The sequence below is a fragment of the Bdellovibrionales bacterium genome (assembly GCA_018266295.1).
Lineage (GTDB): Bacteria > Bdellovibrionota > Bdellovibrionia > Bdellovibrionales > Bdellovibrionaceae > JACMRP01.
In genome coordinates, this window is record JAFEAQ010000008.1 from 1 (window position 1) to 13,898 (window position 13,898).

Annotated in this window: 12 protein-coding genes; 5 read left to right on the forward strand and 7 right to left on the reverse strand. The window is 48.7% G+C overall.

Translation table 11 applies throughout. The features are described from left to right. From JSU04_05990 to aroF, 3 genes are all read right to left on the reverse strand, one after another. Positions 1 to 1,415: hypothetical protein (locus tag JSU04_05990; protein ID MBS1969836.1), on the reverse strand; the 1,415-nt coding region annotated here is incomplete at its 3' end. A gap of 179 nt (positions 1,416 to 1,594) precedes the next feature. Beyond that, on the reverse strand, positions 1,595 to 2,308 hold the full coding sequence (gene ubiE, locus JSU04_05995; protein ID MBS1969837.1) for a bifunctional demethylmenaquinone methyltransferase/2-methoxy-6-polyprenyl-1,4-benzoquinol methylase UbiE: 714 nt from the start codon (positions 2,306 to 2,308) through the stop codon (positions 1,595 to 1,597). A 10-nt stretch (positions 2,309 to 2,318) separates the two neighbouring features. After that, positions 2,319 to 3,158, reverse strand: a complete 840-nt coding sequence (gene aroF, locus JSU04_06000) for a 3-deoxy-7-phosphoheptulonate synthase (GenBank protein ID MBS1969838.1) — start codon at positions 3,156 to 3,158, stop codon at positions 2,319 to 2,321. A gap of 388 nt (positions 3,159 to 3,546) precedes the next feature. Between aroF and JSU04_06005 the strand changes: the two genes are divergently transcribed. The 5 genes from JSU04_06005 to JSU04_06025 all read left to right on the forward strand — a co-directional run bounded on the left by JSU04_06005 (position 3,547) and on the right by JSU04_06025 (position 9,203). Continuing rightward, positions 3,547 to 4,359, forward strand: coding sequence for a chorismate-binding protein (locus JSU04_06005; protein ID MBS1969839.1), 813 nt, complete (start codon positions 3,547 to 3,549; stop codon positions 4,357 to 4,359). Next, on the forward strand, positions 4,356 to 5,927 hold the full coding sequence (gene menD / locus JSU04_06010) for a 2-succinyl-5-enolpyruvyl-6-hydroxy-3-cyclohexene-1-carboxylic-acid synthase (protein ID MBS1969840.1): 1,572 nt from the start codon (positions 4,356 to 4,358) through the stop codon (positions 5,925 to 5,927). Before JSU04_06005 ends, menD begins: the two co-directional genes overlap by 4 nt. Continuing rightward, positions 5,903 to 6,667: an alpha/beta fold hydrolase gene (locus tag JSU04_06015; GenBank protein MBS1969841.1), complete on the forward strand. Its 765-nt coding sequence runs from the start codon at positions 5,903 to 5,905 to the stop codon at positions 6,665 to 6,667. The genes menD and JSU04_06015 overlap by 25 nt, the downstream gene beginning before the upstream one ends. Positions 6,668 to 6,771: 104 nt before the next feature. Next, the gene (locus JSU04_06020) at positions 6,772 to 7,614 is read left to right on the forward strand and encodes a S1 family peptidase (protein MBS1969842.1); all 843 of its coding nucleotides are present in this window, start codon (positions 6,772 to 6,774) and stop codon (positions 7,612 to 7,614) included. A gap of 95 nt (positions 7,615 to 7,709) precedes the next feature. After that, positions 7,710 to 9,203: a hypothetical protein gene (locus tag JSU04_06025; protein MBS1969843.1), complete on the forward strand. Its 1,494-nt coding sequence runs from the start codon at positions 7,710 to 7,712 to the stop codon at positions 9,201 to 9,203. A gap of 79 nt (positions 9,204 to 9,282) precedes the next feature. Here JSU04_06025 and JSU04_06030 read toward each other — a convergent pair whose 3' ends face one another. The 4 genes from JSU04_06030 to add form a co-directional block, all read right to left on the reverse strand. Then, positions 9,283 to 10,116 carry a trypsin-like serine protease gene (locus JSU04_06030; GenBank protein MBS1969844.1) on the reverse strand — a complete coding sequence of 278 codons (834 nt, stop codon included), beginning with the start codon at positions 10,114 to 10,116 and terminating at the stop codon, positions 9,283 to 9,285. 129 nt (positions 10,117 to 10,245) lie between these two features. After that, positions 10,246 to 11,199 (reverse strand): prolyl aminopeptidase, encoded by a 954-nt coding sequence (gene pip, locus JSU04_06035; protein ID MBS1969845.1) that lies wholly within the window; start codon positions 11,197 to 11,199, stop codon positions 10,246 to 10,248. 428 nt (positions 11,200 to 11,627) lie between these two features. After that, a complete protein-coding gene (locus JSU04_06040) occupies positions 11,628 to 12,773 on the reverse strand; it encodes a metallophosphoesterase (protein MBS1969846.1) in 1,146 nt (381 codons plus the stop codon). A 9-nt stretch (positions 12,774 to 12,782) separates the two neighbouring features. Beyond that, positions 12,783 to 13,817, reverse strand: coding sequence for an adenosine deaminase (gene add, locus JSU04_06045; protein MBS1969847.1), 1,035 nt, complete (start codon positions 13,815 to 13,817; stop codon positions 12,783 to 12,785). Positions 13,818 to 13,898 lie beyond the last annotated feature (81 nt).

Here is a 13,898-nt window from a genome sequence, read left to right on the forward strand (position 1 = left end):
CTAATAGTTGGAAGCATTGCTGATTGGCTCGCCCATGAAAGATTGCCTGCACCATCAGTTTGTAAGAACTGATTGGCAGTCCCACTCGTTGTAGGCAAGTTCATTGTCATGTCCGTAGAACCAGTGAATCTTAATTTTGCTGTGGCACTGGATCCTTTAATATCAACACCAGCCACATAAGCATTCCCTGAAGAGTCTAATTGAAGAATCTTACTAGCTTGAGCTGTCTGAGTTTTATCAACTGTGACGTTACCAGAAGCAGAAACCGTCGCATCCCCGCTCAAAGTCTGAGCTTGTGCGCCGTTAGAAGCATTACCGATCCACACCTGGCCAGAGCCCAATGAAGAAGACTGCTTACTATTAAATGTATTCCAATCCGTTTGAGTCAAAAGACCTGAAGCACTTGAAGAAGCATTACTAATGTTAAACGTGTGAGTAGAGCCTGCAGAAGAGATTGTTAATGGCGTCGTACCAGAAGCAAAAGACTGAGTCGCGTTCGTTAAGCCATTCAAGCTCGTAATAGCACTCGTTGCAGCCGACTGCCACACGAGGTTTGTACCATTATATGTAAGTACTTTACCAGTATCACCCGTTGTTGGAGCAGTGACGGCTACGTTTTGGATTTTGCCAACCGTCGTAGAACCCGTCGCACCAGTTACGTCACCAGCTAAATTAGGAATCGTAGAAATATAAGCCGTGCCTGGGTTGTTCACCAAACGGAAGAACTCAGCCAGCTGAGTTGCATTGATATCGCTGTTCACTGGAGAAGCGATCGACTGATCGATTCTCAAGAAGTGGTTCTTGTCATAACCATTTACTTTTACAGAGTTGATCGCTTGCATTGCTAGTGGCACAGGAGTGATGCGCAACACAGGCAAAGCTTGGTCCGTACCAGTTGCACCAATACGGAAGTAGATAGCCATCGCACGACCTTCGTTTTTATCAGTCGACGTAGATGGATTGTAAGCACCGCCAGGGCAAGTGTAAGTGTTTGGAGCTAAACTCGTGAACGACTTACTGTTATCAAAGATATCAGCGAACGTAGCAGGGCCACCGCCCAATGGATTGTTCAATGAAGGAGTGCCATACAAAGTTGTTGGATCGTTAGAACCTACTTCGAATGCAAAGTTACCAGCAGAAGTAGACATATCTACTAAGCGTTGTTCCGTATATAACCAACATTTTTGATCAGGGTCCGTGATAGTGATTGTGAAATAAACTTGTGATGCAGTTACAGGTTGATCATTAGAATCAAGAATACGACCAGTATACGTAATACCTGAAGATGGTGCAGCCGCTTGAGTTTGTTGGGTTAACAAAAGCAACGTTAGCGTGAGGATAATCTTGATGTGGTTTATACATCCCGTTGCGATTCGGTTAAGATTCTCTGTAAACGTGCATGTAAGTGTTTTCATGTAATAAATATCGGCAAAGACATGAGATTTCTTGACCGCACGTTAACAAAAAGTCCCAAATTGGACCGAATTTATTTAATTCTCTGCTCCAGAAGGTCGGGGGAATGGGGGGCGGTCTCGATTTTGGACGTGTTCCCATGGTGTCCCAAGAAGAAACTTGGACCACCTCAGAATGAAACTTATTTCACTGTTCCTTGATAGATGTAAGCGATGCCCCCGGTGAGTCCTGTAAAAGACATTTCACTAAAGTCACCGGTCTGCTTCATCAAATTGAGAAACTCTTCGCGACACGGAAAAGCCGCTGAAGATTTTTGGAGGTACTCATAGGCTTCGCCCTGACCTGTGACCAGGCCGCCAATTTTTGGAAGGATTTTTTCAGAATAGAAATTGTACAGAGGCCCGAATACAGGCATTTGCACCTGACCGAACTCAAGAACCATCACACGGCCGCCGGGTTTCACCACGCGAGCCATTTCTTTCAAACCTTTCACTGGATCACCGACATTGCGGATGCCGAATGAAATGCTGGAAATATCAAAGCTGTTATCCGCGTATTGAAGTTGCGTGACATCGGCTTGTTCAAAGCGAATATCTAAGCCACGAGCCGCTGCTTTTGCAGGCGCCGGGATCAACATCTCCGCACAGAAATCAGTGCCTACAACCGAGCCTGAAGCTCCTACGGCCTTTTTGAACTCAATCGCCAGATCCCCAGTGCCCGTAGCACAATCCAAAACCGCCTGACCTGCACTCGCACCGCTCAACTTCACGAGCTTTTTGCGCCACAAGTGGTGGATGCCCATCGACAAGACGTTATTGCCTTTATCGTAGTTCGCCGCAACTTTGCTGAACATGCTGCGGATGACTTCTGGGTTTGGAGAGTGTTTTTGTTGCACGGGTGATTCCTTAAACGAAAGAAGCTTTTTGAAGGGGACGATCAAGAGCGCCAAGCACTCTTTCGATCTTACTCATCATCGTCGTGAAATCATCGAAAGTCAGAGCTTGAGGTCCGTCAGACAGAGCCTCTGCCGGACGAGGATGAACTTCGACGATGATACCATCGGCACCCGAAGCCGCCGCTGCAATCGCGAGGTCCGGAACCAAGGCACGAATTCCTACTGCATGAGAAGGATCCACGATCACTGGAAAGTGCGTGTTCTTTTTCACGTAGACAACAGCATTCAAATCCAAAGTGTTGCGAGTCGCCGTCTCAAAAGTACGGATACCGCGTTCACACAAGATCACGTTCGGATTACCACCAGCGGTGATGTACTCAGCTGCTTTAATCCACTCGTCGACCAAAGAGGCAAAACCGCGCTTCAAAAGAATCGGCTTATTGGTGCGGCCGAGCTCTTTCAACAAAGAGTAGTTGTGCATATTGCGAGAACCGACTTGGAACATGTCGACAACGTCAGCAACCTCTTCGATTTGACGAGGATCAGTCACTTCAGACACGAGGCCCATTTGCGTTTCACGGCAAACAGACTTGATAAAATCAAACGAGGATTCGCCCAAGCCCTGGAAGGTTTTCGCAGAGGTGCGCATTTTCCAGATGCCGCCACGGAGCATGCACGCTCCTTGAGCTTTGACAGCTTTCGCCGTTTCTAAAAACTGTGCGTGGCTTTCGATAGAGCATGGGCCAGCCAACACAGAGAATTGCGGCCCCCCCACTTCAATAGTCCCATAAGCCGTCTTGATCTTGACGATTTGGGTTGAGGGAGTTGTTTGCATACTTTCAATTTCCATATTACGAACTTCTTTTAACCAGTTAAGGTACTTAAGTTAAGCAAAGCAAAAGACTTTAGCAACGAACACCAATTCCTACCATGTTATTGACCCAAAGGGTCGAAAAACCGGGGTTTTTGTGGAAACGCAGACTAGCATGAAGCCATCAAATTTTACAAACTTTTTAGAGTCAGGAGCTGTCCTTCGCTCCGGTCCAAACAACTGGTTTTTATTGGAAGGTCCTTTCCGCGAAAGCGTTGACAAGCCCCACGACAAAGTGGCTCTGTTCCATCCGGACTTCTTCGCTGATGGCTCCGAGAAATATTGGATTCCAGAGTCCTTCTATAGACTTACCGATGAAGCTCTGTCGGCGTTATTGAACTCCTACTCGGCAGACTCCTTACCAGCGATGACTTGGGAGCCCGCAGAGCTTGAAAGTTTTTCGGCTTCATACAGAACGATTTTAGAGCGTATACACCATGGTCCCCTCCGCAAAGCGGTCCCGATTGTTTTCGAAAAATCTACAGAGACTCTCAGCCCGGCGCGGATGATTGCGATTCTCAAAGATTTACTCAAGGCCCCGCCGAACCTGTACGTGTTTGGTTCGTGGCAGAAGGGGAAGGGCATTCTGGGGGCGACACCGGAAGTACTGCTAAAGCAAGAAGGCCACACGCTCAAGACGATGGCGCTTGCGGGAACTTGTCCGAAGGAAGATGCCGCCGATAGAACGTCGTTACTTGAAGATGCAAAAGAGCGCCACGAACACGATCTTGTGGTGCAAGATATTGTGCAGAGTCTCGAGATCTACGGAAAGCTGCAAACGCAAGGACCGACGATTTTAGAATTGCCGGCACTTTTCCATCTGAAGACCGACATTCAATGTGAGATTCCTTCACTCAAAGATTTTTCGTTTTTTAATGCCTGCCGTGCGCTTCATCCAACGCCGGCCTTGGGAGTGTCGCCGCGTGATTATGGTTATGAGTGGATGAAGAGTTTACCGGAGCAAAGAGATCGTCGTGGCTTCGGCGCGCCTTGGGGATTATCTTGGAGCAAAGACGAAGCTCTGTGCCTAGTGGCTATTCGGAACATTCAGTGGGATCCTGCAGGGTCCAGAATTGGTTCCGGATGTGGTATCGTTGCACAGAGTGATTTAAAACAAGAGTGGAGAGAGCTCTTCCAGAAACGCAATTCAGTGAAGCAAGCTCTAGGATTGGAATCATGACAAATATGCAGTTGGCAGCCAAAGTGCTGCAAGGTTTGGTGTCATCAGGAATTCGTGAGTTCTGTCTTTGTGCCGGAGCTCGCAACAGTCCGTTCGTACACATCTTGGAAGAAAACAAAGACGTTAAGGTCTATTCCTTTTTCGAAGAGCGCTCAGCGGCGTTCTTTGCTTTGGGCCGTATGGCGAAAACGCAAAGGCCGATGGCTGTGATCACGACGTCAGGCACGGCTGTTGCCGAACTTTTGCCCGCTGCAGTTGAAGCGACTTACTCTTCATTGCCGCTGGTAATGGTGTCTGCCGATCGTCCGAAATCTTATCGTGGCTCCGGAGCTCCTCAGAGCATTGAGCAAGTCGGTATTTTCTCTTACTACATTGAAGCGTCGTTGGATATTGACTCTGAGAACAGTCACTTCTCAATGAAGGGACTGACTTGGAAAAAGCCGGTGCACATCAACGTGTGCTTTACGGAGCCGTTAATCGACGGCCCGGTGGCGAAGCTGGATCTGCAGATGAACTGCGAGTGGGTGAAATTCCCAGAGCAAGCAGAGCCAACGGCGGGTCATGATACGACTCACTTCTTGAAAATCTATAATCCGATTGTGATCCTCGGCACTTTGCCGCCGAAAGCGCAAGCTCCGATGGTGGGCTTTCTTAAAAAAATCCAGTGCCCGATTTACGCCGAAGGCATTTCAGGCTTGCGTGGCCATCCGGAGTTAAAACATCTCGAGATCCGTTCGGGTGAAAATTATCTGAATTATCTTTTAGACAAGGGTATTTGCAATGCGATATTGCGAATCGGCGGAGTGCCGACGATTCGTCTCTGGCGTGATCTTGAAGATAAGCGCAAACATTTGCCGGTTCTTTCTGTCGGATTTAATCACTACTCGGGTTTAAGCCGTGAAGTGAATCACTTTACTCACTTGGCGTCGCTCGCGATGATTCAAAGCCCTGAGCACTTTAAAGATCTTGGCCCGATTTTAAAAGAAGACCTGCAGCTTTCTCATCAAAAAGAAGAGTTGATGAAAAAGTATCCGCGCTCTGAGCAGGCGCTGGTGTGGGCCCTCTCTAAAAAGCTCAAAGGTCAGTCGGTCTATGTCGGTAACAGTTTGCCGATCCGTCACTGGGATATTGCTGCGGACTTTGAATCTTATCCTTCACGTGTCGTCGGTAACCGCGGTGCGAATGGGATTGACGGACAGGTTTCGACATTCCTCGGCTGGGCCGAGCGCGAGACTGAGAACTGGTGTATTGTTGGTGACCTCACTGCGATGTACGATTTGGCCTCTCTATGGATTACGCCGCAGCTCGAGGATAAAAAAATGCGCATCGTGGTGATTAACAATCGTGGTGGGCGGATTTTCCAACGCATGTTCAAAAAGGACATCTTCTTGAACCGTCATGAACTGGAGTTCAGTCACTGGGCGAAGATGTTTAACTGGGGTTACAACACGTGGGAAACAATTCCTGAGTCACTGAACCTTGGCGATCACGAAGTGATTGAACTCATTCCGGATGCAGAACACACCGATGGCTTCTTGAAGGAGTGGGAACAGGTTTGGAAAAAGTAGCGCCGAAGATCAAGATCATCTGTCTTCATGGTTTCTTGGGGCTCCCGGCGGATTGGGACCTCGTGAAAAGCTACTTTATGATCTCTCCACTGGCTCACCAGTTTGAGTGGTGGAATGTCGATTACATGAATACACCGGGCCTGGATCCTAGCAATGACTTTGCAACGTGGGCCCGCAATTTCAACGCGAAAGTTCGTCAGCAGTTTCCCGAAGGTCCGCGTATTTTGGTGGGCTATTCTCTTGGGGGGCGTTTGGCACTCCATGCCCTTCAAGCGGATTCAGCGCTGTATGAAAAAGCCATTTTCGTTTCAGCAAACCCGGGTCTTCAGCGCGACAAAGATAAAGAAGATCGTGCGCAGATGGATCTCAGTTGGTCACAGAAATTTTTAGAAATGCCGTGGGCCGCCCTCATGAAAGAGTGGGGCTCACAAGCGGTTTTTAAAGACAGCCTTTCGGAACCTCAGCGTTCAGAGGCTGCCTACAGCCGGGCCCTTTTATCCCAGTCGCTTTTGCAGTGGTCGCTGGCTCAACAGGGGGACTTCCGGAATTTGATTGCCGGCCTCAGCGAAAAAATTCTCTGGGTTGCGGGCGAAAAGGACATTAAGTTTGCGAGCATCTCGATGGACCTCAAGAAACGGTCGCCGGCGCTGGAATCGCTTCTATTGCCGAAGGCTTCGCACCGGGTGATGTTTGACCAGCCCCATGAGCTTGCTCAAGCCATGATTCAGTTCATAGAGTGATCAAAGTTTTGACAACCCTGTAGGGTCTTCATGGCCCATTTTTGCCATCTTTCGGGCCCTCACAGAATCGACTAGAATACTGTAACTTTGGAGAGGTTCCCACTGTGACAGTACGGACACTTATCACATTCTTAGTTCTGCAGCTGGCTTTGGTGGCCTGCACTTCCAAGAAGTGGGACCAGCCCGATGCCCAGCTTCAACATGAAGACGCCATCGTCGGCGGTTACGAAGTCACTCCTGAAAATCCAGAAGCCGCTTATGTCGTCATGATCTATGGTGAAAAGGCCAATGGTCAGTCGTATGTTTGTACCGGGACTTTCATTTCAGACTCGGTGATCTTAACCGCGGCTCATTGTCTGTCAGACCGACTTGAGTTGATGTCTGTGTTCTTTGGCGTAAAACCGTTTGAAGTGGATGCGACGACTCTGACGTTAACTGATATGAAAGCCTATGGTGCTGATTTGGAAGATTATAAGCCGGATGAGCGCGAAGATATGGCTCTCATCGCGTTCAGTGGCGGGCTCCCAAAAGGCGCGAAGATCGCTGAGCTTCCTGAAGCCGTCGATGGGCTCGAAAAAGCCGGCAACCTGCTGGCTCTTGGTTATGGCCGCACGGATGGCCTCGGTGACTCCGAGACCATGGGCCAAGATATCGGCATTCTTCGTGAGGTTTTGTTGAGACAAAAGAATGTTCTCATCAAAGAAAACGATTTTACCGTGAGCCAGACCGATAAGCGCGGAGTTTGTTACGGAGACTCTGGCGGTCCTGCGTTCGCGGTTTCAAATCACGGTAAGTCCGTGCGCGTGGTCGGTGTTGCTTCTGGAGTTTTTGGCTCCAACGGCAGCGGTGTCAAAACGGATGAGTGTCAGGGAAGTTCCATCTATATGAGAACGAATCATTACCTCGAATGGATTACGGGATACGTGGCCAAACAAGGAACGAAATAGACCTCGGCCATTGTCGTGATTGAGGTTGAGCCATCTTGGAGGCCCTCAGAGCAAGTGCTTTAATGAAACAGAAGCACTAATGCTTAGAGGTGAATGTGAAAAAGCGCTCCGTATCCCTGCTGCTTGTAGGAAGTCTCCTTTCCAGTCTAACAGTTCATGCAAAACCAACAGAAAAAAGAAAGCCCGATGCGATGGTGGATCGTCCGCCTCAGTTTGTCTTGCTGGCTTTTGACGGATCAAAAGATATCAGTTTCTGGGATGAGTCGATGGCGGCTGCTGAAGGCATTCCGACGATCGATAGCACTCGTAAAGTGCGTTTCACCTACTTCGTAAATCCGACTTATTATTTGGGCCCTGAGAATAAGAAGACTTATAAAACTCCTTATCTCGGCCCGGGCCATAGCTGTATCGGTTGGTCCAACGCGACGGGCGATATTCCGGCGCGTATTGCTCGCACCAATAAAGCTTTTGAAACAGGTCACGAAATCGGTTCCCACGCAAATGCTCACTGTGACCAATCTGGTAAAGACTCTGCCGATCCAATGTTCGGTCATCCTTGGGACGAAAGCGCTTGGAACTCAGAGTTTGATCAGTTCAACTACTTGCTCTTCAATGCTTTCCAGATCAACGGTGTGAAGCCGCTAACTCCGGGCAAGCTTGGTAACGGGTTCTCATTCGGGCAAGACGAAATTGTTGGTTTCCGTGCACCGAAATTGGCGGTGACTGCGGGTCTTTGGCCGACGCTCGCGAAGTTCAAATTCCGCTATGATACTTCAAGAACAAGTTCTCCTGACTACTGGCCACAAAAACAAACTTGGGGCGGGTGGAATTTCCCTCTAGCTCAAATCAAGATCGCAGGAACGAATAAGAAAACTCTTTCAATGGATTACAACTGGCTCTTCTATCACTCTGGTGGCCAAACAAAACCGGGAATTACTCCGGCGGAAGCTCAGAAGATGACGGACCAGATGCTCGATAGTTATAAGTACTATTTCAAAACGAACTACTTCGGTAACCGTGCGCCGGTTCATATCGGTCACCACTTCTCGAAGTGGAATCTGGGCGCATACTGGACAGCCATGCAAGCGTTTGCGAAGTTCGTTTGTAATAAACCGGAAGTGCGCTGTGTGACTTATAAAGAATATGCGAACTGGCTTGATTCTTTGTCTCCGGCAACTTTGGAGTCTTACCGCCAAGGTCAGTTTGACCGTTTGAAAGACGATAAAACAATTAAAGACATCGCAACTCCGATCTTAGCGGATGTTCGCGTAGAGTCTGATGCAAATCACTTCTCAGCAGTTGTTGCCGATGCTGATAAGATGAAAGTCAAAGCTCTCGGTTGGAAGCCTCAGTTGCAAATCAACTTCGTGAATCAGCCGGATATGAAAGTGGATCGCGCTGCTTTGATGGAGCAATATAAAGGCAAAAACATCATGGTGCGTGCGACTCTCGTGAACCGTTCGGGCAACGAGATGAACTGGCAGACGTATAAAGTGAATAACTTCGGAACTCCGCAAGAAACTACGGTGGGACCTCTCGAGGATAAATTGCTCGAAGGGGAAGGTGCTGAAGCTCACGACGGCGAGTAATTTCGAGATCAAAATTCGCACATAAAAAAAGGCCTGCTTATTACAGCAGGCCTTTTGTTTTTTTGAATATTGATAAAGACTAGAGGCTTTTCTTAACAAGCTCCATCCACGTAATGAACAGAGTTGCATTGGTGTAGATCACGCTCTTGTTGCAGAGGTTATCGACATCGTCTTTTGATGAGTGATTCGTGATACCCCAAAGGTAGTAGCTGCCGACACCTTGCTTATTCTTAAGGTAAACGAACGCGGGACCGCCGGAATCGCCGTGGCACGCACCCGTACCTTTGCTTTGATCGAGTAACAATTCTGTCGGACTGAACTTCGGATCGCTGATCTGCAAAGTCGTAAAGCGCAGCATGCCCGCACCTGTTTGAGTGGTCGCATTGTCGATGCCATAACCCAAAATGATCGCTGTCGTGCCTTTTTGCAGAACGGAATCATCTTCGAGGAACTTCACGGCTTCATAACCTTTTGGCAAACCATTACCGTCGAATTTAATCACGGCGATGTCGCTGGTGTTCTTATCTTCGTTTTGGCGAAGCTCCCAGTAAGGAGAAACTTTCGCTTTTAAGACTTGGCGGCGTTCTGTGTTCTTATTTGGTTTTGCCGCGAAGAACACATACATGTTTTCAGGATTGTCGACATCAATGCAGTGAGCAGCCGTGACTGCGAAATTTCCACCGATCAAAGCCGCTGAGCAGACTTCACGTGTGAGGGCATTGACCAGCAATACAACATTGCGAGAAAGATCTGAACCATCGGCGACGTTTTGGCCACCGATAATGCCGGTCTGGTGAGTTGTGGTTTTAGTGTCTGTGGCGTTGAATGAGGACTCTTTCGTTGGCGTACAAGCCGCCAATGAAAGGCCGAGTGTCAGACTAGTCAGAGCTGCGAACTTGTTAAAACCCCTCATGGCGATCCCCATTAATACCCCTCAAAACGCCCCACTTTATGCAAAGCGTTACGAGAGTTTCGCCGATCTTAGGGCTTTTCTCAATAGTAATGTAAAGGCCCGTAAAAACAGGCCTTTTTAGCATGAAACCTAGTAAACTTTACAAGCGTCCGAGAACTCCACTAGGGTGCTGCGGGTGCCGGGCTCCGCGGCCGCGTGGCCTGCGTCTGGAGTCATTATTAGCTTCGCTTCCGGCCATGCTTTATGCAGGTCCCAAGCGCTTCGGGCAGGGCAGACGACGTCGTAGCGGCCTTGCACGATAAAGCCCGGGATGTGGCGGATTTTATGGACGTTTTCGAGGATCCAGTTGTTGGTATCAAAGAACGCATTGTTGATGAAGTAGTGGCACTCAATGCGGGCAAAACTCATCGCATGATCAGGGTCATCGAACTCATCAATGGCCTCGCGGCTAACTATCAGTCGAGACGTCGCGGCCTCCCACTTACTCCAGGCTTTGGCGGCCTCTAAACGGACGTTGTAATTAGTATCTGTCAAACGTTTGTAGTACGCCTTGACGAGGTCATTTTGCTCTTCTTTTGGGATGGGTTTGAGGTATTCGTCCCAGATATCCGGGAAGATTTGCGAAGCACCTTCTTGGTAGAACCAGTGAATTTCTGAAGGACGGCAGAGGAAGATGCCTCTTAAGATGAGGGCAGACACGCGTTCTGTGTGCTTGATCGCATAGGTCAGCGCCAGGGTGGAGCCCCAGCTGCCACCGAAGACGACCCATTTCTCAATACCCAGTTTTGTGCGAAGAGTTTCGATGTCTTTGACGAGGTTCCATGTGTCGTTCTCGCGAAGCTCTGCAATCGGTGTGCTTTTGCCGGAACCGCGTTGATCAAAAAGAATAATGCGATAGTGGTTCGGATCGAAGAACCTGCGATGATCCGGATGAATGCCGCCGCCAGGTCCGCCATGTAAAAACACAACCGGTTTGCCTTTCGGATTTCCGACTTGCTCGTAGTAGAGCTCATGGATTTCAGAAACTCTCAGTCGGCCTGTTTCGTAGGGTTCAATCTCTGGATAGTAATCGCGTAATGCCATCTTCATTCTCCTTCGCGGCCTCTGAATTTTTCAGATTTTCTCTGGGGAGTCTAGCGAATCTTGTCCGCCAGCGAGAAATGCAGCACCGAGAAACGGACAGAACTTTGCTGTAGCATTATTAGTTTTCCTTTAGAGCTGAGACGACTTTTGCAAACAAAAAAAAGCGGCCCTAGAAGCCGCTTTTAAGGATGAGAGACTCCCTTAGCGAAGGAGACTCTTATGAGAAGAAAACCAAACATGATTTCTTTTCGGCTATTTGATAAAAAACTGCAGGTCCTGCTTTTAATGTTGTTATTACTGCTAAGCTGCTGCAGTTAGGTTTAGATGGATCCCCGATGGGCTTAGTTTAGAACTATAGTCCTGGTGAGTGGGCAACCAGGCTCTAAACTTGGAGTGCGATGCAAGGACGAAGCTTCTGGGGCCACCTCTTATTCGCGGCCTAAACGAATCTCCGCCAGTTCGCAGTAAGTTCCGAGGCGCAGACTAGGTCCCCAGTAACCTGTGCCTTGATTCACATAGAGTTGCAAATTCTGAATGTGGTAAAGACCCTTGCCGTATTTTTGAAAGAATCCAATCAGTAAATTCCATGGAAAGAACTGACCGCCATGGGTATGACCTGAAAGTTGTAACTGAATTCCCAGCGGAGCTGCTTGATCAGCCAGCGTCGGTTGATGCGAGAGCAGAATTTTAAACGCCGAAGGGTGCAAGGCTCGCGCGAGCTTTTCAAAATCAGGGCCTTCGAGCTGAAAGCCGTGGGCTGCGGGATCTGGAATGCCGCAGATTTGGAGCTCGGCATTTCCAAACTGCAGACTGCGAGCTTCGTTCAGCAAAACATTGAATCCAATATTGCGGAAGGCACCGATGGTTTGCGTACCTTGCCAGTAGTACTCGTGATTGCCAGGCACATAGAAGCTGCCATGCTTGCTCGGAATGTCTTTAAGCAAAGCGATGTCGGCTGCATAACGTGCCGGGATGTCATCGAGGATGTCGCCGGTAAAGACAACGAGATCTGCAGGGTTCTTCTTTGACAGCGCAACAAGCTTTTCGACGAAGCGAGTGGGGAGGCTGCGACTAATGTGCAAGTCGGTGATATGGAGAATGCGTAGACCTTCCAGCTCTTTTGGCAGGTCTTTGAATTTCAGATCTACTTTGAGTAGGCGAGGCCCTGCGCGCACAACGAGAGTGCCAAGTAAAATACAGAGAAACGGAATAGCCAGCATGACACCCATGGCGTTTGCGTCGTAGAGAGAATCCGTGCTGAAACCCACCGGTACGTAGTTCAACACGAACGCAGCAAGATCGCGTAAAATGATGAACACCATCAGGAAGTTCACATAGCCAATGCAAATATGTGTCAGCCTAAAAAACGTATCATGCCATGGCTTGTGGTCATTGCGATCTTGAGCCCAAAAGTAAAGCGGCAGCGCCAAAACAGCGCCAAAGACGAGAGCAAGAAAAAGCAGAACCGCTGCGTTCGCCAAAAAAGGCAAATCCGCAAAGCGAGTCAGCTGATGGGCCGAGTAAAAGAACAATCCAGAAAACAGAATGAGAACAATCGCGCGAAATAAGCCCATGAGAAGTCCTTAAACGAGAATTTTTCTTGGCCAGTGTTTCTGTTTTTCTTCAAGTTTAATAAAGCTCGCCGAAGCCGCCGTATCATTGGCTTTGTCAAAATCCGGCACGGTGAAGCCGTGCACGCGGTTCAAAACTTCGTAGTCGTCTGAAAGCTGCGTGGCAAAAATACCCGGATCATCTGAGTTGATGGTCACTTGAATCCCGGCATTGATAAGCGCGCGGATTGGATGCTCTTCATAAGTTTTAAAAGCCTGAGTCAGCCAGTTGCTAATCGGGCAGACCTCTAATGGAATGCGCTTAGAGCGGACGAACTCAAGAATCTCTGGATTTTTGATAATCTGAATCCCATGACCGATGCGCTCAGCCCCGAGAATTTCGATCGAGTCCTTCACCCATTGCGGGGCCACAGGATCGTTGGCTTCGCCGGAGTGAATGGTCGCGTGCAATCCGGCTTTACGCGCTTTTGCAAAGAGCGGCGCGAAAGGTTTTGGGTCAAAGCCCTCTTCGTTATCGGCGAGGTCTAGCGCTAAGAAAGAATCCTTATGCTCGATGGCGAAATTGCAAACAGCTTCGGCTTCCGCCAGAGGTTTAATTCTCTGCATGATGCAAATCAGCCCCACAGCCATAGGGAAGTTCTTCTTCGCCATCTCGACGCCTTTGTGGAAAGCTCTGTGGATTTTCTCATAAGTCAGTGCGCTATGCCCATCGGCAATAAAGCCCGGTGCATAACGGAGTTCGAGAATGCGAATTCCGTCGTTGTAAGCGTCTTCGCAGGCTTCATAGGCTAAGCGCGTAAGTACTTCTTCCGAATGGAGAATCTTCTGCGCTCGTAAGAATTTGTTTAATACTGCACCGAGATCTTTCATCTGTCCCGTTACAAGGAGCATTTCTCTTTGAGCAGAGTAATCTTTTGGAAGGTCGATGCCGACGTGGGGTGCAAGTTCCACCATCGTGCTCCAACGCATTGAGCAGTCGAGGTGGCGGTGCAAATCGACCTTAGGGAGAGCTCGCAAATCATGGGAATAAAGTTTTGTTGAATTCATGATTATTAAGCTATCACTCCTGCCCCGTCCTAAGCATCTCTTTTTGTTGACGCAAATATGAGTTCTATCAGAGTATATCGC